The 26577-nt window shown below is 70.3% G+C and carries 26 protein-coding genes; 16 read left to right on the forward strand and 10 right to left on the reverse strand.

What is annotated here, in order from left to right:
- Positions 1-50 precede the first annotated feature (50 nt).
- Positions 51-1193 carry an NAD(P)-binding domain-containing protein gene (locus tag ACIQ7D_RS14790; RefSeq protein WP_403937414.1) on the forward strand — a complete coding sequence of 381 codons (1143 nt, stop codon included), beginning with the start codon at positions 51-53 and terminating at the stop codon, positions 1191-1193.
- A gap of 19 nt (positions 1194-1212) precedes the next feature.
- On the opposite strand, the gene mltG is transcribed toward ACIQ7D_RS14790, so the two are convergent.
- Both mltG and ACIQ7D_RS14800 read right to left on the reverse strand, forming a co-directional pair.
- A complete protein-coding gene (gene mltG, locus ACIQ7D_RS14795) occupies positions 1213-2058 on the reverse strand; it encodes an endolytic transglycosylase MltG (RefSeq protein ID WP_403937416.1) in 846 nt (281 codons plus the stop codon).
- A 392-nt stretch (positions 2059-2450) separates the two neighbouring features.
- Positions 2451-4394: an ABC transporter ATP-binding protein gene (locus ACIQ7D_RS14800; protein ID WP_403937418.1), complete on the reverse strand. Its 1944-nt coding sequence runs from the start codon at positions 4392-4394 to the stop codon at positions 2451-2453.
- A 137-nt stretch (positions 4395-4531) separates the two neighbouring features.
- Here ACIQ7D_RS14800 and ACIQ7D_RS14805 point away from each other — a divergent pair, with 137 nt between their 5' ends.
- The 5 genes from ACIQ7D_RS14805 (at position 4532) to ACIQ7D_RS14825 (ending at position 10529) form a co-directional block, all read left to right on the forward strand.
- Complete coding sequence (locus ACIQ7D_RS14805) at positions 4532-4975, forward strand: MarR family winged helix-turn-helix transcriptional regulator (protein ID WP_403937419.1); 444 nt, start codon at positions 4532-4534, stop codon at positions 4973-4975.
- A gap of 110 nt (positions 4976-5085) precedes the next feature.
- Positions 5086-6990, forward strand: a complete 1905-nt coding sequence (locus ACIQ7D_RS14810) for an ABC transporter transmembrane domain-containing protein (protein ID WP_403937421.1) — start codon at positions 5086-5088, stop codon at positions 6988-6990.
- Positions 6987-8768: an ABC transporter ATP-binding protein gene (locus ACIQ7D_RS14815; RefSeq protein ID WP_403937423.1), complete on the forward strand. Its 1782-nt coding sequence runs from the start codon at positions 6987-6989 to the stop codon at positions 8766-8768. The genes ACIQ7D_RS14810 and ACIQ7D_RS14815 overlap by 4 nt, the downstream gene beginning before the upstream one ends.
- Positions 8769-8944: 176 nt before the next feature.
- On the forward strand, positions 8945-9514 hold the full coding sequence (locus ACIQ7D_RS14820; protein ID WP_403937425.1) for a helix-turn-helix domain-containing protein: 570 nt from the start codon (positions 8945-8947) through the stop codon (positions 9512-9514).
- Positions 9515-9638: 124 nt separating this feature from the next.
- The gene (locus tag ACIQ7D_RS14825; protein ID WP_403937427.1) at positions 9639-10529 is read left to right on the forward strand and encodes a class I SAM-dependent methyltransferase; all 891 of its coding nucleotides are present in this window, start codon (positions 9639-9641) and stop codon (positions 10527-10529) included.
- Between the two features lie 38 nt (positions 10530-10567).
- On the opposite strand, the gene ACIQ7D_RS14830 is transcribed toward ACIQ7D_RS14825, so the two are convergent.
- A complete protein-coding gene (locus tag ACIQ7D_RS14830; RefSeq protein WP_403937430.1) occupies positions 10568-11359 on the reverse strand; it encodes a metal-dependent hydrolase in 792 nt (263 codons plus the stop codon).
- A gap of 168 nt (positions 11360-11527) precedes the next feature.
- Here ACIQ7D_RS14830 and ACIQ7D_RS14835 point away from each other — a divergent pair, with 168 nt between their 5' ends.
- The 3 genes from ACIQ7D_RS14835 to ACIQ7D_RS14845 all read left to right on the forward strand — a co-directional run bounded on the left by ACIQ7D_RS14835 (position 11528) and on the right by ACIQ7D_RS14845 (position 16793).
- Positions 11528-14101: a DEAD/DEAH box helicase gene (locus ACIQ7D_RS14835; protein ID WP_403937431.1), complete on the forward strand. Its 2574-nt coding sequence runs from the start codon at positions 11528-11530 to the stop codon at positions 14099-14101.
- A gap of 86 nt (positions 14102-14187) precedes the next feature.
- Positions 14188-15060, forward strand: a complete 873-nt coding sequence (locus ACIQ7D_RS14840; RefSeq protein ID WP_403937433.1) for an acyl-CoA thioesterase — start codon at positions 14188-14190, stop codon at positions 15058-15060.
- Positions 15061-15350: 290 nt separating this feature from the next.
- Positions 15351-16793: an NF041680 family putative transposase gene (locus ACIQ7D_RS14845; RefSeq protein ID WP_403937435.1), complete on the forward strand. Its 1443-nt coding sequence runs from the start codon at positions 15351-15353 to the stop codon at positions 16791-16793.
- Between the two features lie 183 nt (positions 16794-16976).
- Here ACIQ7D_RS14845 and ACIQ7D_RS14850 read toward each other — a convergent pair.
- Positions 16977-18193, reverse strand: a protein-coding gene (locus ACIQ7D_RS14850) for an IS3 family transposase (protein ID WP_403937437.1) whose coding sequence is annotated in 2 segments (ribosomal slippage) — positions 16977-17911 and positions 17911-18193 — 1218 coding nt in all. Because the reading frame shifts where the segments join, the coding sequence is not laid out codon by codon here.
- Between the two features lie 160 nt (positions 18194-18353).
- A complete protein-coding gene (locus ACIQ7D_RS14855) occupies positions 18354-18521 on the reverse strand; it encodes a hypothetical protein (RefSeq protein ID WP_403937439.1) in 168 nt (55 codons plus the stop codon).
- A gap of 204 nt (positions 18522-18725) precedes the next feature.
- On the opposite strand from ACIQ7D_RS14855, the gene ACIQ7D_RS14860 reads away from it, so the two are divergent.
- From ACIQ7D_RS14860 to ACIQ7D_RS14875, 4 genes are read left to right on the forward strand one after another with little or no spacing between them, the layout of a single operon-like run.
- Positions 18726-19931: an MFS transporter gene (locus ACIQ7D_RS14860; protein ID WP_403937441.1), complete on the forward strand. Its 1206-nt coding sequence runs from the start codon at positions 18726-18728 to the stop codon at positions 19929-19931.
- A gap of 39 nt (positions 19932-19970) precedes the next feature.
- Complete coding sequence (locus ACIQ7D_RS14865; RefSeq protein WP_403937443.1) at positions 19971-20327, forward strand: VOC family protein; 357 nt, start codon at positions 19971-19973, stop codon at positions 20325-20327.
- A 53-nt stretch (positions 20328-20380) separates the two neighbouring features.
- Positions 20381-21073: an NADPH-dependent F420 reductase gene (locus tag ACIQ7D_RS14870; protein WP_403937445.1), complete on the forward strand. Its 693-nt coding sequence runs from the start codon at positions 20381-20383 to the stop codon at positions 21071-21073.
- 53 nt (positions 21074-21126) lie between these two features.
- Positions 21127-21876 (forward strand): SDR family NAD(P)-dependent oxidoreductase, encoded by a 750-nt coding sequence (locus tag ACIQ7D_RS14875; protein WP_403937447.1) that lies wholly within the window; start codon positions 21127-21129, stop codon positions 21874-21876.
- 21 nt (positions 21877-21897) lie between these two features.
- Here the strand turns inward: ACIQ7D_RS14875 and ACIQ7D_RS14880 are convergent, their stop codons facing one another.
- The 3 genes from ACIQ7D_RS14880 to ACIQ7D_RS14890 all read right to left on the reverse strand — a co-directional run bounded on the left by ACIQ7D_RS14880 (position 21898) and on the right by ACIQ7D_RS14890 (position 23743).
- Complete coding sequence (locus ACIQ7D_RS14880) at positions 21898-22368, reverse strand: aldo/keto reductase (protein WP_403937487.1); 471 nt, start codon at positions 22366-22368, stop codon at positions 21898-21900.
- Positions 22365-22760 (reverse strand): aldo/keto reductase, encoded by a 396-nt coding sequence (locus tag ACIQ7D_RS14885; protein ID WP_403937449.1) that lies wholly within the window; start codon positions 22758-22760, stop codon positions 22365-22367. Before ACIQ7D_RS14885 ends, ACIQ7D_RS14880 begins: the two co-directional genes overlap by 4 nt.
- A gap of 77 nt (positions 22761-22837) precedes the next feature.
- Positions 22838-23743 carry a helix-turn-helix transcriptional regulator gene (locus tag ACIQ7D_RS14890; RefSeq protein WP_403937451.1) on the reverse strand — a complete coding sequence of 302 codons (906 nt, stop codon included), beginning with the start codon at positions 23741-23743 and terminating at the stop codon, positions 22838-22840.
- 305 nt (positions 23744-24048) lie between these two features.
- On the opposite strand from ACIQ7D_RS14890, the gene ACIQ7D_RS14895 reads away from it, so the two are divergent.
- Together ACIQ7D_RS14895 and ACIQ7D_RS14900 are read left to right on the forward strand one after the other, a co-directional pair.
- Positions 24049-24321 carry a hypothetical protein gene (locus ACIQ7D_RS14895; protein ID WP_403937452.1) on the forward strand — a complete coding sequence of 91 codons (273 nt, stop codon included), beginning with the start codon at positions 24049-24051 and terminating at the stop codon, positions 24319-24321.
- 121 nt (positions 24322-24442) lie between these two features.
- Positions 24443-24919: a hypothetical protein gene (locus ACIQ7D_RS14900; RefSeq protein ID WP_403937454.1), complete on the forward strand. Its 477-nt coding sequence runs from the start codon at positions 24443-24445 to the stop codon at positions 24917-24919.
- 94 nt (positions 24920-25013) lie between these two features.
- Here the strand turns inward: ACIQ7D_RS14900 and def are convergent, their stop codons facing one another.
- Both def and ACIQ7D_RS14910 read right to left on the reverse strand, forming a co-directional pair.
- On the reverse strand, positions 25014-25556 hold the full coding sequence (gene def / locus ACIQ7D_RS14905; RefSeq protein WP_101408579.1) for a peptide deformylase: 543 nt from the start codon (positions 25554-25556) through the stop codon (positions 25014-25016).
- Between the two features lie 314 nt (positions 25557-25870).
- Positions 25871-26011: a hypothetical protein gene (locus tag ACIQ7D_RS14910; protein WP_403937456.1), complete on the reverse strand. Its 141-nt coding sequence runs from the start codon at positions 26009-26011 to the stop codon at positions 25871-25873.
- A gap of 111 nt (positions 26012-26122) precedes the next feature.
- Between ACIQ7D_RS14910 and ACIQ7D_RS14915 the strand changes: the two genes are divergently transcribed.
- Positions 26123-26577: transposase (locus tag ACIQ7D_RS14915; RefSeq protein ID WP_403937458.1), on the forward strand; the 455-nt coding region annotated here is incomplete at its 3' end.

Raw genomic sequence — 26577 nt, forward strand, 5'->3', positions numbered from 1 at the left:
GGGCCCTCGCGCGCGGGAAGATTGCCGGCACCCCGACTGTTGGTAGAACCGTGAACGACTTCGGGGTACATGACATCGACGTGGTGGTCGTAGGCGCCGGACAGGCGGGCCTGTCCGGCGCCTACCATCTGCGGCGCTCGGGGCTGGAACCGGACCGCGGGTTCGTCGTCCTGGACCATGCCCCGCGCCCCGGCGGCGCCTGGCAGTTCCGCTGGCCGTCGCTCACGTACGGCAAGGTCCACGGCATGCACGCGCTGCCCGGTATGGAGTTGGTCACCGGTCCTGACGACGACGGCCGGCCGTCGTCCGAGGTGATCGGCGGCTACTTCACGGCGTACGAGCGGCGCTTCGGCCTGCGGGTCCACCGGCCGGTCGATGTCCACGCGGTACGGGAGGGCGCCGGCGGGCGGCTGCGGGTGGAGACCTCGGAGGGGACCTGGTCGGCCCGGGCGCTGATCAACGCCACCGGCACCTGGGACCGCCCGTTCTGGCCGCGCTACCGGGGCCAGGAGACCTTCCGGGGGCGCCAGTTGCACACGGCGAACTATCCGGGGCCCGAGGAGTTCGCGGGGCTGCGGGTGGTCGTGGTCGGCGGCGGGGCCTCCGGCACCCAGCATCTGATGGAGATCGCGCGGGTCGCGGCGGGGACGACCTGGGTGACGCGCCGCCCGCCGGTCTTCCGCGAGGGCCCGTTCACCGAGGAGTGGGGACGGGAGGCGGTGGCACTGGTCGAGGAGCGGGTGCGCCAGGGGCTGCCGCCGCGGAGCGTGGTCTCGGTCACCGGGCTGCCGGTGACCGAGGCCGTGGCGCGGGCGCGCGCGGAGGGGGTGCTGGACCGGCTGCCGATGTTCGACCGGATCACCCCGACCGGCGTGGCCTGGGACGACGGCCGGACGGTGGACGCCGATGTGATCCTCTGGGCGACCGGGTTCCGGCCCGCGATCGACCATCTCGCGCCACTGGGGCTGCGGGAGCGGGGCGGCGGGGTCCGGATCGAGGGGACGCGCGCCGTCCGGGACGAACGGGTCCATCTCGTCGGGTACGGGCCCTCCGCCTCCACGATCGGCGCCAATCGCGCCGGTCGCGCGGCCGTACGGGAGATCGGGCGGCTGCTGGCGCGTACACCCGGCGCGGGGACGGCGGCGGGCGAGGCAGTGGCGGGGGACGAGCCGGCGGCGGCCGTGCGCGCGTGAGAAGGGCTGGCCGCTCTTCCTACGAGGCGCTCGCGCGGTGCCTGTTGAACTCCTCGACGTTCTCGCGGTGTTCGGCGTACCGGTTCGTGAAGCGGGTGTCGCCGGGCTTCACCGTGACGAAGTACAGCCAGTCCCCGGGCGCGGGGCTGACCGCCGCGCGCACCGCCTCCTCCCCCGGGTTCCCGATCGGCGTGGGCGGCAGTCCCTTGTGTGCGTAGGTGTTGTACGGGCTCTTCGCCCTGGTGTCGGCGTGGGTGGTGTCCAGTGTGGAGCGGTTCAGCGCGTAGTTGAGCGTCGAGTCCATCTGGAGCGGCATGCCGAGGGCGAGCCGGTTGTGCACGACCCTGGCGACCCGGGCCATGTCCGCCGTCGTGGCCGCCTCCGCCTGGACGATGCTGGCGATGGTGACCGTCTGATAGGCCGACACCCCGTGGGCGCGGGCGCCGGCGGTGGTCCGGTCACCGCCGAACCGCTGGTTCGCGGTCCTGACCATGTAGTCGAGCAGTCCGGCCGGAGTGGTCGAGGGGACGATCGGGTACGTCGCCGGGAAGAGATAGCCCTCCGGGTTGGACCGGGCGGCCTCGGGCAGTTGGAGCCGGGCACCGGCGACCGCCTTCCCGGTGGTGCCCTCGGGCACATGTAGCGCGCGGTCGACCGACGCGTAGATCTGGGTCGCGCGCCGCCCTTCGGGGACGACCAGGGAGGTCGCGCGCCGGGTGGTCTCGTCCTCGCCGCTCAGCAGGGCCATCGGTACCAGTACCGCGGCCGTGGCCACCAGGGCGGCGCCGACGATCAGCACCAGCCGGCCACGGCGGGTCAGGCGGGTGCCGCGCCCGGGGCGTGCCACCGGAGGCTCGTTCATCATATGGGCACGCTAACCCGGAGTGATCAACGATTCCGGCATCTCGGGCAGGACGACACGGATGGCACGCGTTCGGCCGGACGCCCGGTCGGCGGACATCACCGAAGGAACGCACGAACACAGGATCGAACGCTCGCCGGAACGTGTGATCGCACCGGATTTCCGTACGGTGTGACCATGTGACAGGTGATGCTTACGGTGCGCGTTCGACGGGCTGCAGACCGTGAAGCGCGCTGTCCCGCAGTTGCGTCACGTACAAGGAGAACCATCTCGATGAACGTCATCACCAACCTGCTCGCCGGCATCGTCCACTTCGTGGGTTGGCTCGTCTGACACACCTTCACCGAACGCGGTGCCGTCGCTTCCCGTCCCAGGGAGCGGCGGCACTGCCGTGTTCACCGGACGTCGAGAGCCACCGGTGCCGGTGCCGGTGCCGGTGCCGGTGCCGGTGCGAGATCGTCGGCAGCGGGCTCGTCCGCGTGCGCGGGGCGCTCGTCCCTGCGGACGAGTGCGGCGTAGCGGCCGTCCCGCCGGAGCAGTTCCTCGTGCGTACCCCGTTCGGCGATGGCGCCCGCGTGGAGGACGACGATCTGGTCCGCGTCCCTGACCGTGGAGAGCCGGTGCGCGATGGTGATGGTCGTACGGCCTTCGGAGAGCGCGTCGATCGCCTGCTGCACCGCGTGTTCCGTACGAGTGTCCAGCGCGCTGGTCGCCTCGTCCAGGATGAGGACGGGCGGGTCGCGCAGGATGGTCCTGGCGATCGCGAGGCGCTGTTTCTCGCCGCCGGAGAAGCGGTATCCGCGCTCGCCGACCAGGGTGTCGTAGCCGTCGGGCAGCGAGGCGATGTGGTCGTGGATCTGGGCGGCTTCCGCTGCCGTCCGCATCTCCTCGTCCGTGGCGTCCGGCTTGGCGAAGCGCAGGTTGTCGGCGACCGAGGCGTGGAAGAGATAGGTCTCCTGGGAGACGACGCCGACGGCCCGGGCGAGGGTGTCGAAGTCCAGATCGCGGACGTCGACCCCGTCGAGGAGGACCCGGCCGCCCGTCACGTCGTACAGCCGGGGGACGAGATAGCTGAGGGTCGACTTGCCGGAGCCCGTGGGGCCGACGACGGCGAGGCTGCCGCCGGACGGGACCGTCAGATCGATCCCGCTGAGGGTCTGCCTGTCCTTGTCGTCGTAGCTGAAGTCGACGCCGTCGAAGCGGACTTCGCCGCGGATCCGCTCCAGCCTGACCGGCCGCTCGGGCTCGGTGATGTCGACGGGGAGGTCCAGGTACTCGAAGATGCGCTGGAAGAGCGCGAGGGAGGTCTGCATGTCCACGCCGGTGGAGAGCAGGCTCACGGCGGGCCGGAAGAGCCCCTGCTGGAGCGAGACGAAGGCGACGAGCGTCCCGATGGAGACGGGGGTGCCGCCCGCGCCGAGCGCGATGCCCGCGGCCCAGTAGATGACGGCGGGCATGGCGGCCATGACGATGCCGATGGTCGACATCCGCCAGCGGCCCGCCATGTTGGAGCGGACCTCCAGATCGACCAGACGCTCGGACTCGTCGGAGAAGGAGCGCGTGAGCGAGTCGGCGCGGCCCATCGTGCGGCCGAGAAGTATGCCGCTCACGGAGAGCGATTCGGTGACGGTCGCGGCCATGGTGGCCATCTGCCGCTGGCGCTCGGTGGTGATCCTCTTGCGCTCGCGGCCGACCTTGCGGCTGATCCAGACGAAGACGGGGAGCAGCACCATCGAGACGGCGGTGAGCCGCCAGTCCAGGGCGAGCATCGCGACGACCGAGGCGATCACGGCCGTGAGGTTGGAGACCAGCGAGGTCGCGGTGGAGGTCACCGTCGCCTGCATACCGCCGATGTCGTTGGCGATGCGCGACTGGACCTCTCCGGTCCTGGTCCGGGTGAAGAAGGCGAGCGGCATGCTCTGGAGACGGCTGTAGACGCCGGTGCGCAGATCGTGCATGACCCGCTGGCCGACGGTCGTCGAGATCAGTGTCTGGAGCACGCCGAAGATGCTGTTGACGACCGCCGTGAGGATCATGCCGAGGGCGAGCAGACTCAGCAGGCCGGTACGGCCCTGCGGGATCGCCGTGTCGAGGATTTCGCGCAGCATGAACGGTGAGGCGACCGTGACCAGCGACGATGCCGCGACAAGCAGGCCGACGAGGGCGAGCCGGCCGCGGTAGGGGCGGAACAGGCCGAAGATCCGCCGTAGCTGGGCAGGCTGCTCCGGCCCCGGCTGCGGCTTCTGGTCCGGCCCCGGCGGACCCGGCCGGTCCGGCCGGTCGGAGGCTTCCGAGGCGGGGCGGGACGGGGGTGTCCAGGTGGATGGTTCGGGTTTCATGGGCTCCTTCGATGAGCGAAAGGGTTCGACACGCTCGGGCGGTCCGGCTCCGGAGAGGCGGGACGGGGCAACTTTACCGACCCCAGCTCACTGTTACCTATGCTCACAATCACCTTGGTCCTGATAATATTCCGGGTATGAGCACCCCCGATGTCGACGGCATGCTGGCCGAGCAGCTTCTGCGGCTGACCCGGCGGCTCCACCGCATCCAGAAGCAGCAGCTCGAACCGATCGGCATCACCCCGGCCCAGGCGCGGCTGCTGCGCGCCCTCACGCTCTACGACACACCCCCGCGGATGACCGATCTGGCCGCCCGGCTCGAAGTGGTGCCCCGCGCCGTGACCACCCTGGTCGACAGCCTGGAGGCGAGCGGCTGGGTGCGCCGCGCCCCCGACGCGACCAACCGCCGGGTGATCCGTATCGAGCTGACCGACACCGGCCGTGCGACGCTGCGCACGCTGCGCGGCGCGCGCCGGTCCGCGGCGGAGGACGTCCTGGCGCCGCTGACCGCCGAGCAGCGCGAGGTGCTCGGGGGGCTGCTCTCGACCCTCGTCGACGGGGACTCCGCGCGCCCCTGCTGAGCGCGGGCGCGCGGCCTGAACCGGCCTCCCCCGTGGAAAACCCATTGCCTCGGGCCTTCGAAAACCGCGAACCTTGCACGGTTTGAGCCATCCACGAGTCATGGGACATCATGCAGATTCGCGACCTTCCGTATCCCGATCCGGGGATTCCCGATGTCCGGTCAGGCCCCCGGTTCCTGTTGTGGCTCGGGCGCAATCAGTTGGGCGGACAGCTCAAGTCGCTCTCCTGGGGCCTGCTGCACCAACTGGGCATCGCCGGACTGCCCGTCGGCGCCGGAGTCGCCGTCCAGGCGGTCATCGACCGCTCCGGGGGCCGGCTCGCGCTGGCCGGCGGTCTGATCGCCCTGTTCGGCCTGGCCATCACCGTCGGCGACACCATGCTCCACCGCACCGCCACCACCAACTGGATCACGGCCGCCGCCCGCCTCCAGCAACTGCTGGCGCGCAAGACCGCCGAGCTGGGCTCCGCGCTGACCCGTAGGGTCGCCGCCGGTGAGGTGGTGGCGGTCTCCACCGGCGACGTCGAGAAGATCGGATGGTTCGTGGAGGCGCTCTCGCGCTTCCTGGCCGCCGTCATCGCCATCGCCCTGATCTGTGTCGGCCTGGTCCTGTACCTGCCGGAGCTGGGCGTGCTCGTCGCCGTCGGCGTGCCGGTGCTCGCCCTGTCCGTACTGCCGCTGCTCCCCCGGACCACCCAGCGCGCCGACATCCAGCGCGAGAAGGCGGGAAGGGCCACCGAGCTGGCGTCCGACACCGTCGCCGGGCTACGGGTGCTGCGCGGTATCGGCGGCGAGGAGCTGTTCCTCGGCCGCTACCGCACCGCCTCGCAGGAGGTCCGCGAGGCCGCCGTACGCAGCGCCCGTATGTGGGCCCTGATCTCGGCGATCCAGGTGCTGCTGCCTGGCGTCCTGCTGGTCACGGTCGTCTGGTACGGGGCCCGGCTCGCCCTGGACGGACGGATCGAGGTCGGGGGGCTGGTGACCGTCTACAGCGCGGTGACGCTGATGCTCTTCCCTCTGCGGCACTTCGAGGAGATCGCCATGGCGTACTCCTTCTCCCGGCCCTCGGCGAAGCGCGCGGCCCGGGTGCTGTCCCTGGAGCGCACGGCGTACGAGAACGAGCGCGGCGGGCTCGACGACGCCCGGCCGACGGGCGATCTGTACGACCCCGCCACCGGTCTGCTCGCCCCGTCCGGGCTGATGACGGCCGTGGTGTGCGGGGACCCGGACGCGGCGGGACGGCTGGCCGAGCGACTGGGCGGCCATGCGGCCGAGGCGGAGAAGAGCCCGTCCGTGCTGCTCGGCGGGGTGGCGCTGGACGATCTCCCGCTGGACTCGGCGCGGGCGAGCGTTCTCGTACAGGACAAGGATCCGGTGCTGCTCTCCGGGACGCTGACGGAACTGCTGGACATCCCGGCCTCCGGCGGTGTCGCCCCGGCCGCGGCGCTGGCCGCCGCGCAGTGCGGGGACGTACTGAACGCGCTCGTCCAGGCGTCGGTGGACGGCAGCGGGGATCCGCTGCGTTCCCGGATCACCGAACGCGGGCGCTCGCTCTCCGGCGGGCAGCGGCAGCGGCTGGCTCTGGCCCGTTCGCTGGTCACCGACCCGGAGGTGCTGGTGCTCGACGAGCCGACGTCCGCCGTCGACTCGCATACGGAGGCGCGGATCGCGCGCGGGGTGAAGGAGCTGCGCGCCGGTCGTACGACGGTGGTGTTCGCCTCCTCGCCGCTGCTGCTGGACCACGCGGACCGTGTCGTCTTCGTCCACGAGGGCGAGGCCGTGGCCGTGGGGACGCACCGGGAGCTGCTGGGCGGCGACTCCGGCTACCGGGCGGTCGTCACCCGCGAGACGGACGACACGGCGGCGGCCGACGGGAAGCCGAACGGCCCGGAAGCCCCCGCCGGAGCAGGAGCGGGAGCAGGGGCAGGAGCACGAGCAGGCGAAGCGGAACAGGTCAGGGCATCCGTCGCGGCACAACTGGCCGGGACCACGAACGACATGGAGGAATCAGCGTGATCGGCTTGGCGCCCCCGGCGTACGACCCGGCGGCCCCGGAGTCGGCGACCACCCTGCCCGTCGGGACACCGGCGACCGTACGGACGTATGTGAGCGAGCTGCTGCGACGGCACCGTACGGCGTTCATCGTGCTCGTCACGGTCAACGCCGTCTCGGTGATCGCCTCGATGGTCGGCCCGTATCTCCTCGGCACCATCGTCGAGGACCTGTCGAGCGGCGTGCGCGACCTGCGCCTGGAGCGCGTCGTCACGGTGTTCGTGATCGCGCTGGTCGTCCAGACGGTGTTCGTCCGGATGGTGCGGCTGCGCGGGGCGATGCTCGGTGAGGAGATGCTGGCGGATCTGCGCGAGGACTTCCTCGTCCGGGCCGTCGGGCTGCCGCCCGGCGTGCTGGAGCGGGCGGGAACGGGCGATCTGCTCTCCCGGATCACCACGGACATCGACCGGCTGGCGAACGCGATGCGCGAGGCGGTGCCACAGCTCGCGATCGGCGTCGTGTGGGTGATCCTGCTGCTCGGCGCCCTGACGGCGACCGCGCCGCCGCTGGCGCTCGCGGTGCTGGTGGCGCTGCCGCTGCTGATCGTCGGCTGCCGCTGGTACTTCCGGCGGGCGCCCTCGGCGTACCGTTCGGAGGCCGCCGGATACGCGGCGGTCGCGGCGGTGCTCGCCGAGACCGTCGACGCGGGGCGGACCGTGGAGGCGCACCGCCTCGGCGGGCGCCGCGTGGCGCTCTCGGAGCAGCGGATACGGGAATGGACCGCGTGGGAGAGGTACACGCTGTATCTGCGGTCGGTGCTGTTCCCGGTCATCAACCTCACCCATGTGACGATCTTCCTGGCCTCGCTGGTGCTGGGCGGCGTCTTCGTCCTCCAGGGATGGCTCACCGTCGGACAGCTCACGACCGGCGCGCTCTTCGCCCAGATGCTGGTGGACCCGGTCGGACTGATCCTGCGCTGGTACGACGAGCTCCAGGTGGCCCAGGTGTCGATCGCCCGGCTGGTCGGCGTACGGGACATCGAGTCCGCCGCCGGTGACGCGTCGGTCGTGCCCGAGGGCCGCGACGTCACCGCCGACCGGGTGCACTTCGGCTACCGCGAGGGCATCGACGTACTGCACCGGGTGACGCTGGACGTCAGCCCCGGCACCCGGCTGGCGCTGGTCGGCCCCTCGGGCGCCGGGAAGTCGACGCTGGGGCGGCTGCTCGCGGGCATCTACGGGCCGCGGCAGGGCCGGATCGCGCTGGGCGGCGCGGAGCTGTCCCGGATGCCCGCCGAACGGGTGCGGGAACAGGTGGTGCTGGTCAACCAGGAACACCACGTCTTCGTGGGGTCGCTGCGCGACAATCTGCTGCTGGCCCGTACGGGCGCGGCGGACGAGTCGCTGTGGGCCGCGCTCACGGCGGTCGACGCGGACGGCTGGGCGCGGGCGCTGGACAAGGGGCTGGACACCGAGGTCGGCTCCGGCGGTACGGCGCTGACGCCCGCCCAGGCGCAGCAGATAGCGCTGGCCCGGCTGGTGCTGGCGGATCCGCACACGCTGGTGCTTGACGAGGCGACCTCGCTGCTGGACCCGCGCGCGGCCCGCCATCTGGAGCGTTCACTGGCCCGGGTGCTGGAGGGCCGTACGGTCATCGCGATCGCCCACCGGCTGCACACCGCGCACGACGCGGATGTGATCGTGGTGGTCGAGGAGGGCCGGATCAGCGAACAGGGCAGCCATGACGAACTGGTGGAGGCGGACGGCGCGTACGCGGCGCTGTGGCGCTCCTGGCACGGCTGACGGAAGGGCTGAGACGGAAGGACGGAACTGACGGCAGCCCTTCGACAAGCACGAGGCGCCGGGGACAGCGCGTGATGCGGTCCCCGGCGCCTCGCCGTTTTCCGCGTACCGCCGCCGCCCGGTCGGGGCGGCCTCCGGCGTCGTACGCCTTGCGGACAAGGCATACGATGCTGCCCATGACGCAAGAGGACGGCGAGCTGGACAGTCTGGTGCGCAAACGGATCCGGGCCCTGCGCCTGGCGCAGGGCTGGTCCCTGGAGGAACTGGCCGGCCGTGCCCAGCTCAGCCAGTCCACGCTCAGCCGTATCGAGACCGGCCGGCGCCGACTGGCCCTGGACCAGCTCGTCACCCTCGCCCGGGCCCTGGACACCTCGCTGGACCAGCTCGTGGAGACGGCCACCGACGATGTGGTCATCAGCCCGATGATCGACGGAGCCCGTGGGCAGATGCGCTGGCCCATGAAGGGGTGGTCCGGGATGAGCGTCATACGGCAGCGTGTGACGAACCCGCCGCCCGACAGCCCCACGCGCATGCGCGCCCATCCGGGCCGCGAATGGCTCGTGGTGCTGTCCGGCACCGCGGTCCTGCTGCTGGGCAACCGGCGGATCCGGGTGGAGGCGAACCAGGCGGCGGAGTTCCCCACGATGCTGCCGCACGCCATCGGCGCGGAGGGCGGCCCCTGCGAGGTCCTGGGCGTCTTCGACCGCGACGCCCGCCGCGGTCATCAGCGCGGGGACGACGCCTGAGACAGCGGTCGGGCCTGGCGCGCGAGGGCGGCTGCTTGCGCGTTCGGCAGGTCTACGGGCCATCGCCTTGCGCATACGGGGAACGATGGTGCCGCGACGGCATGATCCTCCTAGCGTGACGGTCATGACTCACGCCTCCGCGTCGCACGCGGCACACGATGACGCGCGCCCCGTTCTCCCGCACACCCCCAGCTCCGAGATCGCTCAGGCCGACGCCGACCAGGCGGAAACCCTCGACCTGGACGCCGATGTGCTCGCCGAGCACATCGCTTCCGTCACCGCCTGGCTGCCGGTCGAGCGGGCGCCGCGCCATGTCGTCGACCTCGGATGCGGGACCGGCACCGGCACCTTCGCCCTGCTCGCGCGCTTCCCCGAGGCGGAGGTGACCGCCGTCGACGCCTCGGCCGGCCATCTGCGCCGTCTGCGGGAGAAGGCCGAGGCGCTTGGTCTGGCCGATCGCGTCCGTACGGTGGCCGCCGATCTCGACGCGGAGTGGCCCGGACTGGGCCGGCCCGAGCTGGTGTGGGCGTCGGCCTCGATGCACCACATGGCCGACCCCGACCGGGCCCTGCGCGAGGTCCACGGCCTGCTCGCGCCCGGTGGTCTGTTCGCCGTCGTCGAACTGGCCGACTTCCCGCGCTTCCTGCCCGCGAACGCCCCGGTGGAGCGGCCCGGTCTTGAGGAGCGCTGCCACGCCGCCCTCGCGCACCTCCACGCCGAGCACGTACCGCACCGGGGGGCCGACTGGGGGCCCAAGCTCGCCGCCGCCGGATTCAGCGTCGAGGGCGAGCGCACGATCACCGTGGACATCGACGGCTCGCGGAACGAGAAGGTCGGCCCGTACGCGCTCAGCAGCCTGAAGCGGCTGCGCGGCGGCGCCGCCCCCACCCTCGCCGCCGAGGACCTGACCGCACTCGACGACCTGCTCGACACCGACAGCCCCCGCAGCATCCTGCGCCGCGACGACCTCATGGTCCGTACCGAACGCGCCGTGTGGGCCGCGCGCCGCGCCTGAGCGGTCCGCGCGCGGGTCCGGCGCCGCGGTCCGGCCGCTCAGACCAGATTGAGGGCGAACACGGCGCCGACCCCGCCGAGCAGCATGAAGACGGGCATCAGCACCTTCACCTCCACCCAGGCGCCGGCGCGGAAGCGGATCGCCTTCGGCGGGCCTATCGGGTACCAGCGCTTGCGGCCGAGCGGTATGGGCCACAGGATCGGGCAGCCCGACACGGTCAGCGCGTCACCGATGTCGTGCACCAGCGCGCCCAGGACGATCGGCAGGCCGAGCCACAGGTACTCCTGGCCCGGTTCGGTGAACAGCCAGTTCGCGCCGTTGCCCGGCTGGTCCAGGATCCCCGCCAGCATCCAGGCACTGGTCGCACCGAGCAGCCAGACCAGGATGTCGCTGGAGACCCGGGCGGCCTTCCACAGCAGGCCCTCCACCGCGAGGACGAGGTGGACGAAGAGGATCGCGAGGACCCCCCACCGGCCGCCCGCGTACGCGATGGCCGAGGCGCCCGCGCCGATCAGAACGGCCCAGAGCCAGGTGTGGGTGAGCGTGCGGTGGCCGCCGCTCCTGCGGGGGTCACCCGGCTTCCTGGTCGACTTGTAGACCGCGTACGACAACTTGTCGACGATCTCGCAGAGCGTTCTCGACACCGGGCCGAACGCCCGCGAGATCGTCGCGGCCTTGTGGTCGAGGTCCGGGGCGAGCGCGGCTCCCGCGCAGATCAGCGCCCCCACGACCAGCACGGGCCAGGGCATCGTGTAGCCCGCGGCGGTCGCCGCGGCGCCCACCCCCAGCCAGGCCGCCGCCCCTGACAGAGAGTGTGCCGGTCCCATCATGGTCGTATCCGTCCCGTCCCGTTGCAGTTGTCGCGAGCCCCTGTGCGGGGGCCCGTCCGGTGAATCCGTGAAGGCGCGCGGCCGTCCGGGGTGAAGCCTCGTGTCATGAGATTCAGGGCTCTGAAGCCAGTTGTCCTGATGCCCAGTTGACACGGCAGCGTATCTCTCATGATCTTCTGTCCGCTGTCCGGTTCCCTCATCCGGCCGGAAGGAGGGCAAGATGGGGACGTGACCCTTATCGATCGCCTGCCGCCGGATGCCGACCCCGATGCCCTCTTCGAGGCTTTCTCCTCCTGGGCCGAGGGCCAGGGCATCACCCTCTATCCGGCTCAGGAGGAGGCGCTGATCGAGGTGGTCTCCGGCGCCAACGTGATCCTTTCCACCCCCACCGGCTCCGGAAAGAGCCTGGTCGCGGCGGGTGCGCACTTCACGGCGCTGGCGCAGGACAAGGTCACCTTCTACACCGCGCCGATCAAGGCCCTGGTCTCGGAGAAGTTCTTCGACCTGTGCAAGCTCTTCGGCACGGAGAACGTCGGCATGCTGACCGGCGACGCCTCCGTCAACGCGGACGCCCCGGTGATCTGCTGTACGGCCGAGGTGCTGGCGTCGATCGCGCTGCGCGACGGGAAGTACGCGGACATCGGCCAGGTCGTGATGGACGAGTTCCACTTCTACGCCGAGCCGGACCGCGGCTGGGCCTGGCAGATCCCCATCCTGGAGCTGCCGCAGGCCCAGTTCGTCCTGATGTCCGCGACGCTCGGGGACGTCTCGCGCTTCGAGGAGGATCTGACCCGCCGCACGGGCCGGCCGACCTCCGTCGTACGGTCCGCGACCCGCCCGGTGCCGCTCAGTTACGAGTACCGCCTCACCCCGATCACCGAGACCCTGACCGAGCTGCTGGATACCCGGCAGGCGCCGGTCTACATCGTGCACTTCACGCAGGCGGCCGCCGTCGAGCGGGCGCAGTCGCTGATGAGCATCAACATGTGCACCCGCGAGGAGAAGGACAGGATCGCCGAGCTGATCGGCAACTTCCGCTTCACCACCAAGTTCGGCCGCAACCTCTCCCGGTACGTACGGCACGGCATCGGGGTGCACCACGCGGGCATGCTGCCCAAGTACCGGCGGCTGGTGGAGAAGCTGGCCCAGGCGGGGCTGCTGAAGGTGATCTGCGGTACGGACACGCTCGGCGTCGGTGTCAACGTCCCCATCCGTACGGTGCTGTTCACCGCGCTCACCAAGTACGACGGGACCCGTGTACGCACCCTGCGCGCCCGGGAGTTCCACCAGATCGCGGGGCGCGCGGGCCGGGCCGGGTTCGACACGGCGGGCTTCGTCGTCGCGCAGGCGCCCGAGCATGTCGTGGAGAACGAGAAGGCGCTGAACAAGGCGGGCGACGACCCCAAGAAGCGCCGCAAGGTGGTGCGCAAGAAGGCGCCCGAGGGGTTCGTCGCCTGGTCGGAGACGACCTTCGACAAGCTGATCGGCTCCGATCCCGAGCCGCTGACCTCGCGTTTCCGGGTCACGCACACCATGCTGCTGTCGGTCATCGCCCGTCCCGGCAACGCGTTCGAGGCGATGCGCCGGCTGCTGGAGGACAACCACGAGCCGCGCAGGCAGCAACTCCGGCACATCCGGCGGGCCATCGCGATCTACCGTTCGCTGCTGGACGGCGGGGTGGTGGAGCGGCTGGAGACCCCGGACGCGGAGGGCCGTATCGTCCGGCTGACCGTCGATCTCCAGCAGGACTTCGCGCTCAACCAGCCCCTGTCGACGTTCGCGCTGGCCTCCTTCGAGCTGCTGGACCCCGAATCGCCGTCGTACGCACTGGACATGGTCTCGGTCGTCGAGTCGACGCTGGACGATCCGCGGCAGATCCTCGCGGCCCAGCAGAACAAGGCGCGTGGCGAGGCCATCGGCGCGATGAAGGCGGACGGGATCGAGTACGAGGAGCGGATGGAACGGCTCCAGGAGGTCACGTACCCCAAGCCGCTGGAGGAGCTGCTAGTCCACGCGTACAACACGTACCGCACCAGCCATCCGTGGGTCGGCGACCATCCGGTCTCACCGAAGTCCGTGATCCGGGACATGTACGAACGGGCGCTGTCCTTCACGGAGTTCACGTCCCACTACGAGCTGGCGCGCACCGAGGGCATTGTGCTGCGCTATCTCGCGGGCGCGTACAAGGCGCTGGAACACACTATTCCGGACGACCTGAAGTCGGAGGATCTGGAGGATCTCACCGCCTGGCTCGGCGAGATGGTCCGGCAGGTCGACTCCAGTCTGCTGGACGAGTGGGAGCAACTGGCCAACCCCGAGGTGGAGACGGCCGAGCAGGCGCAGGAGAAGGCCGACCAGGTCAGGCCGGTCACGGCCAACGCCCGCGCCTTCCGGGTCCTCGTACGCAACGCGATGTTCCGCAGGGTCGAGCTGGCCGCGCTGGACAAGGTGTACGAACTGGGCGAGCTGGACGGCGAGTCGGGCTGGGACGCGGACCGCTGGGGCGAGGCGATGGACGCGTACTGGGACGAGTACGAGGACCTGGGCACCGGGCCCGACGCCCGCGGGCCCAAGCTGCTCGCCATCGAGGAGGACCCGGCGCACGGGCTGTGGCGGGTCCGGCAGACCTTCGCGGACCCGAAGGGCGACCACGACTGGGGCATCTCCGCCGAGGTCGACCTCGCGGCCTCCGACGAGGAAGGGCTCGCGGTCGTACGGGTCACGTCCGTGGGCCAGCTCTGACCTGCGGATGACGGTACGTGTACGGCTGTACGACGTGGTACAGCACCGGAGAACAGCGTGAACCGAGAACGGGAGCACACGGCACCATGACGAACCCCGCCGAGCGGCTGGTCGATCTGCTCGACCTGGAGCGGATCGAGGTCGACATCTTCCGCGGGCGCAGCCCCGAGGAGTCCTTGCAGCGGGTCTTCGGAGGGCAGGTGGCGGGCCAGGCGCTGGTCGCGGCCGGCCGTACCACCGACGGCGACCAGCCGGTCAACTCGCTGCACGCCTACTTCCTGCGGCCGGGGCGCCCCGGCGTCCCGATCGTCTACCAGGTCGAGCGGATCAAGGACGGGCGGGCGTTCACCGCGCGCCGGGTCACCGCCGTCCAGCAGGGCCGGACGATCTTCAACCTGACGGCCTCCTTCCACCACCCGGAACAGGGCGGCTTCGAGCACCAGCTCCCGCCCCGGCTGGAGTTCCCCGACCCCGAGTCGCTGCCCACGGTCTCCGAGGAGGTCCGCCAGCATCTGGGCGAGCTGCCCGAACCCCTGGAGCGGATGGCCCGACGCCAGCCGTTCGACATCCGGTACGTGGAGCGGCTGCGCTGGACCAAGGAGGAGATCAGCGGCGCGGACGCGCGCAGCGCGGTGTGGATGCGCGCGGTGGGCCCGCTCGGCGACGATCCGCTGGTGCACACGTGCGCGCTGACGTACGCGAGCGACATGACGCTCCTGGACGCGGTACGTATCCCGGTGGAGCCGCTGTGGGGACCGCGGGGCTTCGACATGGCGTCGCTGGATCACGCGATGTGGTTCCACCGGCCGTTCCGCGCGGACGAGTGGTTCCTGTACGACCAGGAGTCCCCGATCGCGACGGGCGGCCGGGGGCTGGCACGGGGGCGGATCTACGACCGCGAGGGCAAGCTGCTGGTGTCGGTGGTGCAGGAGGGATTGTTCCGCCCCCTGAATGGCTGACCTGCGACGATACCGATATCCACACAACACGCCGTAGGACGGTCACGCGCGGCGCCACCGGCCTGCACACGGCCCTTTACAAAAGACCTAAGCCCTGGAACCCGAGGGGGCGGTCGTCCCACCATGTCCTCCTGTGCTCCGCTCCGCCCCACAGCTTGTTCTTTTTCTTCCGGCCTCGAATGGTGTCTCGAACTGGGTCGCTCACCTGGGGATTCGCCGGACGCAGGGGCGGCCTTCGTCTGATCATGTGCTCCGACCAAGGTGCACTGACCAAGACGAAGGCCGTGAGGGTGAGTCTGCTGCCTGATGCCGTATGGAGGGAAGCGTTCGCGGAAGCGTCACGCTTCCGGGGCGAGTTCTACGAGTGTCTGACCGCCCGGCGCGACGAGTTGTTCGAGCTGGCGGACGCGGTGCTGTGTGCCGACGGTGCGGTGAAATCCCCGGTGGACCTGACGCTGTTGCCCGAGCACCGTCGTGGACACGGAGCGATGTACGGCGGCCTGAACCACGGTCGGATCGACGTGGACCGGCTGCGGATGGTGCTGGCCGGGCTGTCGCTGCCGCGTTTCGATGGCGGGCGCCTGGTCCTGGCAGTCGACGTGTCGCCGTGGCTCCGCTCGGACGCGCCGTGCTCGACGGAACGGCTCTTCTGCCACGTCTACGGCCGGGCAAAGACGGCCTCGCAGTTCATTCCGGGCTGGCCCTACTCGTTCGTGGCCGTGCTGGAGCCGGGCGCCACGTCCTGGACCGCGATCCTGGACGCGGTCCGGCTCGGCCCGGTCGACGACGCGACCGCGGTCACTGCCGCCCAGCTGCGGGGAGTGGTCGAGCGGCTCATCGCCGCAGGGCAATGGCAGACCGGGGACCCGCACATCGTGATCGTCAGCGATGCCGGTTACGACGTCACCCGCCTGGCCTGGGTCCTGCGCGACCTGCCGGTCGAGCTGGTCGGCCGGGTCCGCTCCGACCGCGTCACGCGCCTGCCGAAGCCGCCCCGCCGGCCGGGGACGAACGGCCGGCCGCCCAAGCACGGACCGGAGTTCCGCTTCGCCAAGCCGGAGACCTGGCCCGAGCCCGCGATCACCACAGCCACCGACACCACCAACTACGGCAAGGCCGAAACCCAGGCATGGGACCGGGTCCACCCCCGGCTCACCCACCGTTCCTCCTGGCTCGACCACGACGGCGAACTGCCCTTGGTCGAAGGCACGCTGATCCGGTTGAAGGTCGAGCACCTGTCGAAAGAACGGGATGCTCCGCCGGTGTGGTTGTGGTCCTCGAAGACCGGCGCGACCCCGGACGATGTGGACCGTTTCTGGCAGGCGTTTCTCCGCCGCTTCGACCTGGAGCACACCTTCCGCTTCGCGAAACAGACCCTCGGCTGGACCACCCCGAAACTCCGTGCCCCCGAGGCGGCGGACCGCTGGACCTGGATCCTGATCGTCGCCCACACCCAGCTCCGGCTCGCCCGCCCCCTCGCCGAGGACCTCCGCCGGCCCTGGGAGAAGCCCACCGCCTCCGGCCGACTCACCCCCGCCCGAGTCCGCCGAGGGTTCAGGAACATCCGCGCCCACCTCGCCTGCCTGGCCCGCGTTCCCAAACCCCGCGGCGCCGGCCCCGGACGACCACCCGGCGCCAAGAACAGACACCGGGCACCCCGCTACGACGTCGGCAAAACCGTCAAACGACCCGAGACCCTCAAGGCCATCGGCAAGCTCGGAAGATCTTGGTAGATAAAGAACAAGCACAGAGATTGTGCCAATAGTGTGCCGAGGTTGAGTGATCCAGTCCACTCAACCTCAGAGTGCCCAGGGGTCTTCGCCAAGAGCTCCGATGGTGCGTTGGACCATCGCCTCCCGCTGCCCATGGATGCACTTGTAGTAGGTGTCTGAACCGTTCCGGGTTCGGTAGAGACTTCAGCTTGTGGTTGTGACCTCGGGTTTCGTGCTGGTGAGGTAGTAGTTGGTCTCGTATTCGACGGGTGGGATGTGCCCTATTTTACCGTGGAGGCGGCGGTGGCAGTACCAGTCGATCCACTCGGCGGTAGCGAGTTCGACCTGGGAAAGCGTCTTCCATGGACGTCGGGGCTTGATCAGCTCAGTTTTGAACAGGCCGATCGTGCTTTCCATGAGGGCGTTGTCGTAGGCGTCGCCGACCGACCGGATCGAGGCCGCGATGCCGGCGGCGTCCAGGTGCTCGGCGAGCCGGAAACTCGTATATTGCGACCCGGCGTCGGAGTGATGTATCAACTCGCCCCGCTGATGAGGCTGTTCGTCGCGGTCGCGTTGCCACAGGGCCATGTCCAGGGCGTCCAGGACGAGCCGTGTCTCCTTCGACAGGGCGGCGGCCCAGCCGGCGATCCGGCGGGAGAAGGTGTCCACGACAAAGGCGACGTAGACGACTCCCGACCAGGTGCTGACGTGGGTGAAGTCCGCGACCCAGCACCGGTCCGGCGCCCGCTCGACGGAACTGTCCGCCATCGTGGTGATGGCCTTCTTCCCGCGAATCGCGCCGGAGACGCCAAGTTCACGCATCAGGCGTTCAACGGTGCACCGGGCCACGATGTGGCCCTGTCGGTGCAGCTCGCGCCAGACCTTCCTGGCCCCGTAGACACGGTAGTTGACCTCGAAGATCTGCCGGATGAGCGGCTTCAGCTGGGCGTCGCGGACCGTGCGGGCGGACGGGGTCCGGAGACGTTTGCGGTGGGCGTAATAGGTGGAGGGGGCGATCTTGCAATCGTGCTCGGTGAGCACGCGGCAGATCGGCTCGACACCGCCGAAGCGGGCCCGGTGCTCGTCGATGAACGCTACGAGCGTGTGTGTGGCCGGTCGAGCTCGGCCGCGAAGAAAGACGCCGCAGCCTTCAGGATGTCGTTCGCCCGCTTCAGCTCGGCGATCTCCTTCTTCAATGCCTTGATCTGCGCGGACTCCTCCGTGGTCGTCCCCGGACGCGTCCCGGAGTCGATCTCGTCCCGCTTCACCCAGTTCCGCAGGGTCTCAGCCGAACCGATCCCGAGTTTCTGGGCGACCGCCCTCACGGCGGCTGACTCGTTCGGGTAGTCACCGCGGACCTCGGCGACCATACGGACCGCTCGTTTAGGCAGCTCAACGGGATAGGAGGAAGGGCGTGCCATGACTCGATCCTTTCACGGAATCGAGTCCCTATCGAACCCGGAACGGTTCAATGGTGGGCCTGGCCGGCTGTTTGGCGACAGAGAGCCGCTGATCCGACTGCGGCGCTCGGATCAATGGAACCGTGGTTGGCGCTGAGATTGATCATGGGCGTCTGAGGCGCTACGTCTGCGGCGCCCGCAGGTAGACGCGGGCGAAACGCGCTGTCGGTTCGACGCGCGGTTCCGCACCCTGGACGCCTCCCGGTTTTTCGGCCCGGTCCTCGAAGGAGGCCGTCGTCTCCAGTCGGGCAGCGAGCGCCGCTGCGGCTTGCGGGTCCAGGGCGGCCATGTGGGCGGCTCCTGCGAGCGCCCGCGCGTGTGTCGCCTGCTCCGGGCTCGCGTCGGTCCGTGCGTGAGGGGGTCTGCCAGACCCTGGGAGGAAGCGGATCTGGTTGCCGGTCCTTGCGTGCCGTTGCATGGATGAGGCCCCGAGGAGGGGCCAGCCGCCCGGCGTCGCTCGTCGGGAGGGTGCGGAGTCGATCAGAGAGAAGCCATGACAGTCCAGGACCAACGACTTTCGCCGGCGCGCCCGCAGGGCATGTCCCGCGGGCTGACGCTGCTGTTCGCGATCGCGGCGGGCGCGTCGGTGGGCAACATGTACTGGGCGCAGCCCCTGCTCGCCCCGATCGCCGGCGACCTCGGCGTCGCGTCGGGCGACGCCGGGTTCGTGATCACGCTGACGCAGATCGGCTACGCCATCGGCGTCTTCCTGATGGTGCCGCTGGGCGACGCGGTGGACCGAAGGCGCGTGGTGCCTTTGATCATGCTGGGCGCGGCCGTCGCCCTCGGCGCGAGCGCGGCGGCCCCGTCGTTCCTCGTGCTGCTGGGCGTGATCGCCCTGGTCGGCGCGACGTCGGTGGCCGGGCAGATCCTTACGCCCATGGCCGGCGACCTCGCCACGGACGCCCAGCGCGGCCGGGTGCTGGGCACCGTGGCTTCCGGGCTGATGCTCGGCATCCTGCTGTCCCGCACGCTCAGCGGGCTGGTCGCGGACGTGCTGGGTTGGCGCGCGGTGTTCGTGGCCGCCTCGGCGCTGATGCTCGTCCTGGCTGTGATCCTTTCCCGCCGCCTCCCGCGGCTCGAAACCAGGAAGGGCATGCCCTACGGGCAGTTGCTCCTCAGCGTGCTGAGGACTGTGAAGGGTGACCGGCGCGTGCAGGTGACGATCCTGCTGGGCGCGCTGCCGATGAGCGTGTTCACCCTGTTCTGGACCGGGCTGACGCTGCTGCTGTCCGGTGAGCCGTACTCGTATTCGACGGGGACGATCGGGCTGGTCAGCCTGGTCGGCGTCGCCGGCGCTGTCGCGGCGCAGGGGGCCGGTCGTCTCTACGACCGGGGCCTGTCGGTGCCGGCCCTCGGTGGCGCGATGCTGCTGGCGCTGGTCTCCCTGGTCGTGGCCGGGATCGGCCAGGCCTCGATCGTGGCGGTCGTGGTCGCGATCGTGCTGTTCTCGATCGGGCTGCAGGCGGCGCTGGTGCTCGCGCAGACCCGGATGATGGCCATCGACCCGGCCGCCCGGAGTCGGATGAACACCGTGTACGTGGTCGGGAACTTCGTCGCCGGCGCGATCGGCTCGGCTCTGGCCGGGCTGATCTGGGCCCGGGCCGGCTGGCTCGGTCTGATGGCCGTCGGCTCGGCGATCCTCCTCGTCGGCCTCGCTCTGTGGGCCGTCCAGCGCACCCGCGGCCTTGCCGACTGACAGTGCTCTGCCTGCCCGCACCCTCGAACGGAGCACCCCATGCATCTCGATTCGCCGGCCGTCGTCCTCGACGTCCGCGACCCCGGCGCCTCCCGCGATTTCCTCACCGAGCTTCTCGGCTTCGCGGTCGCCGCCACCGGCGAGGGCTTCACCGCGCTCGCTCACCCGGACCACGGGATGCGGATCATCGTCCGGCCGCTCGCTCCCGGAGCGACGCCTTCCGACTTCCAGTGCCTGCGGGTGGGCTTCCTCGTCACCGGGATCGACGGGCACTGGGCGCGCCTGGAGGGCGCCGTCGACATCGCCGAGCCCATCCAGACCGTGGCCGGCGAGCGCGCCTTCCGGATCGCCGACCCCAACGGGATCGGCTACCGGCTGATCGAGCTCGTCGCCTGACGAGCGCCCGCACGAACCCAACCACAGACGCATCACCGGCAAGGAGAATCATCATGAAGATCGCAGTCATCGGGACCGGCATGGTCGGCCGCGCGTTCGCCACGAGGCTGACCGGCCTCGGCCACGACGTCGTCCTGGGCACCCGTGACCCGCAGGCGACTCTGGCCCGCACCGAGCCGGACGACAAGGGCACCCCGCCGCTGGCCGACTGGTTCGTCGACAACCCCGAAGCCCGCCTGGTCACCATGGCCGAGGCCGGCGTCCACGGGGAGGTCGTGATCAACGCGACCGCCGGCGCGAACGCGATCGCCGCCCTGGAGCTCGTCGGCGCGGAGAACCTGGCCGGCAAGCCCCTGCTGGACCTGTCGCTGCCGCTCGACCTGTCCGCGGGCTGGCCGCCCCGGCTGAGCGTCGTCAACGACGACAGCCTCGGCGAGCAGATCCAGCGCGCGTTCGCGCACGCGCGCGTCGTGAAGACGCTGGACACCGTGCAGTACGAAGTCATGCTCGACCCGACCCGTCTGCCCGGGAGGCACAACATGTTCGTCTCCGGGGACGACGCCGACGCCAAGAAGGCCGTAACCGAGCTGCTCGGCGAGTTCGGGTGGCCCGCCGACGTCGTCATCGACCTCGGCGACATCACCACCGCCCGCGCCACCGAGATGTACTCCCGGCTGCTGTTCACACTGTCGGTCCACTTCGGCGACTTCGACACCAACATCGCCCTCGTCCGGCCCGAGAAGTGACCTCCGCGGAGCAGGCGATGACCCGAGAAGAACGATCCGATGGGAGAAGGACGATGAGCACGCGACTCGACGGGAAGGCGGCCCTGGTGACCGGTGCCGGAACCGGCATCGGCCGGGCGGTCGCCCGGCGGTTCGCCGCCGAAGGGGCGAAGGTCCTGATCCTGGGCCGCACCGAGGAGACGCTGAAGGAGGCCGCCGGGGACGACGAGAGCATCGACTGTCTGGTGGCCGACCTCGAGCGGGACCAGGACATCGCCCGGGTACTGCAAGAGGTCCAGGACCGCTACGGGCGGCTCGACGTCCTGGTGAACAACGCCGGCTGGGCACCCGTCACGCCGATCTCCGAGGTCACCATGGACGAGTACGACCGGGTGTTCTCCATCAACGTCCGCGCCCTGGTGAACCTCACCGTCCAGGCGCTGCCGATGCTGAAGGCCTCCCGGGGCAGCGTCATCAACATGTCCAGCGTGATCTGCAAGAACCACCTGCCGAACATGTCGATGTACGCCGGCACCAAGGCGGCGGTGGAGATCTTCACCAGGATCTGGGCCAAGGAGCTCGCCGCCGACGGGGTGCGCGTGAACGCGATCGGCGTCGGCTCGATCGAGACACCGATCTACGGCAAGACCGACCTGTCCGACGATGCCGCCCAGGCACACATGGACGCCATCCGGCGAGCCGTGCCGCAGGGCCGCTTCGGCCGGCCCGAGGACGTCGCGGCGGTCGCGGCGTTCCTCGCCTGCGACGAGGCCGGCTTCGTCACCGGCTCCGAGTACGGAGTCGACGGCGGCTTCGGGGCCTGACGCACGCAAGAGAGGGCCCGGTCATCGGATTCGCTCCGATGACCGGGCCCTCTTCGTCGCACAGGCGCGGCCGGTGGCCGGGCTGGTGCCCTTGGCGATGGCCCAGGCGGTGGCGACGTCGGCCGCCGACGCGTCCTGCGCCTGCCCGAGGGCGGCGAGGCGGTCGGTGAGCGCCCGCAGCTGGGGCAGGACGTCGTTGTAGACGTCGGCGCGGCTGGTGCCCTCGGGCACCGGGTTCTCGGGGCCGTACCGTCCGGCCAGCGCCCCCTGCTCCAGGACCATGTAGGAGAAGAACGTGATGCCGTGCTCACGGCAGTGGTCCAGGACGCCGGCCTTCTCGGAGCTGCGGTAGAGCAGGCTGTAGTGGTTCTGGACCACCTCGACCCGGAAGCCCGCCGCGCCGAGGATCTCGTCAGCGCGCGCGATCTCTTCGGTGTTGTGGTTGGAGACGCCGACGTGCCTGACCTTCCCGCTCTCCAGCAGGGGGATCAGCCCCCGCGTCCACCGCTCGACGTGGGCAGGGTTGGGTCCAGTACAGGTCGATGTAGTCGGTGCCCATCCGCTTCAGGCTCTGCTCCAGCATGTCGGCGACCGGGTCGTCGCCGTCGCCTGGCGATCTGCGGGGTGAACTTCGTCGACAGCTGGTACTCGCCGCGGTCATACCCTTCCAGCGCCTTGGCGAGAACGGTCACAGAGCGGCCCATGCCGTAGACGGCGGCGGTGTCCCACAGGGTGAAGCCGTTCGCCTGGGCCTTCTCGACGACCTCCCGCAGGCCGGACTCGGTGAGCGCGCTGCCGAAATAGCCGTCACCGGCCTCCCCGCTGTCGCCCCAGTCCCAGGTGCCCAGCGCGACCGCCGGCGTCGTCAAGGGACTCTTCGTCACGATTCGTGCTCCATCTTTCTCGTTCTGGTGTCGTGCGTTCGACGCGACCCGGATCGGGACCGCGCGGGCACCCATCGCTATTCGGGCCGCGGCGCGGCGGACGGCGTCTGCGCGCCCTTGTGGTCGGCGGTCCAGGTGCGGAGGATCTGCAGGGCGTCGGCGGTGGGGGAGCCGGGCGCGGCGGTGTAGACGACCAGGCTGAGCGCCGGGTCACCAGCGACCGTGAACGACTGCGACTCGAAGACCACCTCGCCCACCAGCGGGTGCCTGTAGCGCTTTGGGCCGCGCCGGTAGCGGAGCACGTCGTGGGAGGCCCACAGGGTGCGGAAGCGCTCGCTCTTCGCGGACAGCTCGCCGATGAGCGCGAACAGCTCCTCGTCCGCGCGGTCATCGCGCCCGGCGGCCTCGCGCAGGACGGCGACCCCGTTGCGCACGGCCAGCTCCCAGTCGAGGTAGAAGTCCTGCGCCCTGGGGTCGAGCAACTGGAAGCGCAGGTGGTTGAACCGCTTGCCCTCGCCCCGGGCGAGGTACTGCTCGGCGTGCGGATAGAGCGCCCAGCCCAGCCGATTGGCCGCCACGACGTCGAGGTGCGCGTCCTGCACAACGGCGGGCACGCCGATCGCGTCGACCACCCGCTGCAGCAGGACCTCCTGCCCGGCCGCCGCCGGCCGCTTCGGCCGCGCCGCCCGGGGACCGGCAGGGCGCAGCGCCCGCACCAGGCTGACCAGGTGATCGTGCTCGACCTCGTCCAGCCGCAGCGCCCGTGAGACCGCGTCGAGGATCTCGTCCGAGATGCCCGCCACGCGGCCCCGCTCCAGCCGGGTGTAGTAGTCGACGCTGATCCCGGCAAGGTAGGCGACCTCCTCGCGGCGCATCCCGGCAACACGCCGCATCCCCGGGAACGGCGTCATACCCGCCTCCTCCGGGGTGATCCGCGCGCGCCGGGTGATGAGGAATCCGCGCAGCTCAGCCTGGTAGTCCATGCAGTCAACGCTACGGCGGCCAGGCGCGGCGTGGCAGGCACTGACAGACCCCCGGACGCCGCGTCACGGTTCCGGGCGCGACCAGGGCGTGTCATGGATCCCAGCCTCCCCGGTCACAGCACCCATCGCCCGTGGCACGATGCGGTGCGTAGATCATGTACTGATGTGCCCCGCCAACGGCCCGGGATGCTCCCGACGGTCTGCAAGGCCGCGAAGTCGGCGTGCGCCTGGGCGACGGCCTCCGGGTACGCCTGCCGCCTGTCGTGCTCGGCGAGGGCCCGGTAAATGCTCGACAGGCTGGGGCTGTGGCCCTTGCGGCGGCCGGTGGGGATGATCAGGTCGGGCCGGACCACTTCGGTGTCCGCTTCTCCAACCGCGAAAGCCATCTCGACCTGTCCGGCATCTCGCCACGATGGCTACGCGACATGCTCCGGGACTGGATGGCCGACCGGCTGCTGAACGACGCGCCCCGCAGCCGCAACCCGTTCGAGGTCAGCCGACGCGGATGCCTCGAACTCAGTGAGGCTGCGCCATGCTCGTTTCCGCAGTTCAGCGAGGCTGGTGTGATGCGCCGGTGAGGTCCTCACGCTGACAGGTGGCCTGATCGTTAGCACGAGATCGTCTGGCGTGGGCGTTCTCGCGGGTTCTGGCGTGAGGTTCGGGGGCTGCTGCGTAGGTTCCGCGTCGGGAGGAATGTTCATGACGGACGTACTGACGTGGACGATCGAGCGGCGGCTTGAGATGGCGAGACGTGCCGAACTGCTGCGCAAGGAGCTGGGCGAACTCGAGCTGGAGGTGGCCCGGTTGGAGGCCGCCGAGGTGGTGTTCGGGCAATGGTTTGAGGCCACCGACGGTGGACGGCGACCGCCGGGCGTCCTGTCGCCGGAGCCGGAGCCGGAGCTGGTTGCTGTGACGGTGGGCCCGGGTGCGGGCGGGATGCGGGTGGTGCCCGATCGCGTCGAGGGGATGGGGCTGGAGGCCCTGACCTCGGAGTACCGCCGGATCATGGAGATCGTGGCGGGGGCGGACGATCCGGTGATGGCCAAGGGCGTCGCCCTCGCGCTGGGCCGGGAGACGACCCCGGCGAAGATCGAGCCGGTCCGGGGCCAGCTGCGCAAACTCTCCGACCGTGGCTGGCTTGTCCGCACCGCATCGGGCCGCTACCGACCACGCTGACCAGCGGTGTTGACGGCCGGACGGGCCGACGCGGCGGTCAGCAGACAGACGTGCGGAAAGCGACGCTGAGCCGCTTTCCGCACGGTTGGCCGTTCTACTGGTGTGGTGACTGTTTGATCTTTGCCATGACATCCTCGTCGAACCAGTCGGCCGCGCGCAGCGTGGCCATCCACCGCTCCCGCATCTCAGGGGTCAGCCTGTCGATGAACATCACACCATCCAGGTGATCAGTCTCGTGCTGGATACAGCGGGCCAGCATCCCGTCCCCGACGACCTGGACGGGGTCGCCCTGCATGGTGAAGCCCTTCGCCACGACGTTCATCCGACGCCTGGTGTCCAGGTAGACGCCGGGGATGGACAGGCATCCCTCTATGCCGTCCTGTTCCTCCTCGTCCGGGAAGTCCACGACGGGATTGACCAGATGGTCCAGATCGCCGTCCGACAACTTGGGGCTCCAGACGAACACACGGAGCCCGACACCGAGCTGGGGCGCGGCAAGCCCGGCCCCCTGGCTGTCGCTCAGCGTCTCGCGCAGGTCGCCCACTAATGTGCGCAGTTCGGCATCGAAGTCGGTTATCGGCTTGGCCGGCTCCCGCAGAACCGGGTCACCGAGTTTCCTGATCGACACAACCGTCATGTGAACCTCTTCTTATCGAACGGACACCGTACATGTCCGACCACTGTCACTGGCCCCACAGTAGGCCCGCCGGACTCGCCGATCCCCGCCCAGGGCGGAGACAGGGTCCATTGTCTGCCCGTTCAACCTCCAGCCGCGCAAGGACAAGGCCTTTCGTCGGGCCGGCAGATCCTGCCGACTGCGGGCCACCTGTAACCGCTACGACCCGTGATGCACACGCTCGCCGCCCTCGGCCCGGCCACCGGAAGGAACTATCAGTGGCACCCGCCCTGTCGTGGCCTTCGACGGCGGCTTGAGCGCCCGCCCGTCGCGGGTCAGGCGCCGGACGGGTGCCCCGGCATCGCACCGGCCAGGCGCAGCATGACCTTGCCGCTGCCGCTCCTCAGGTCGGCGGCGACGGCCAGCGCCTCCTCGGCCTGTTCCAGCGGGAAACGGTGGGTGATCACCGGCGTCACGTCCAGACCGTCCCCCAGCGTGCGCAGGGCGTCGTCGATCTCCTCGACGAAGCGCTAGTACTGCAACCGTGCTTGTAGTGACGGTGTGACGTCGTGGTCGTTGTGCTTGTCATGGGTGGGGACCTCGGGATCAGTGACGTGCGGCGGTGGGCGGTGGGGCTGGAGGAGGTGCACGAGCGGTTCGTGCACCGCTTTCAGCGTTCGGAGCCCCGCGAGTCGGCGCTGGCCTATATGCGCGGGTTGGTGTCGTCGCTGGAGCGGAAGAACGCGTGGACGGTCGCTGAGCGAGCGGGGCATGACCGGCCGGACCGTTTGCAGAGGCTGCTCAATACGTGTGACTGGGATGCCGACGAAGTCCGCGACGATGTGCGGGAGTTCGTGATGGAACATCTCGGTGACCGGCAGGCGATCCTGGTCGTGGACGACACCGGGTTCCTGAAGAAGGGGGTCCGTTCGGCCGGTGTCCAGCGTCAGTACACCGGCACGGCGGGCCGGGTCGAGAACAGCCAGGTCGGCACGTTCCTGGCCTACGCCACCGAGGCCGGCCACACGCTGATCGACCGGGA

This window comes from Streptomyces sp. NPDC096310, from assembly GCF_044763125.1.
GTDB lineage: Bacteria > Actinomycetota > Actinomycetes > Streptomycetales > Streptomycetaceae > Streptomyces.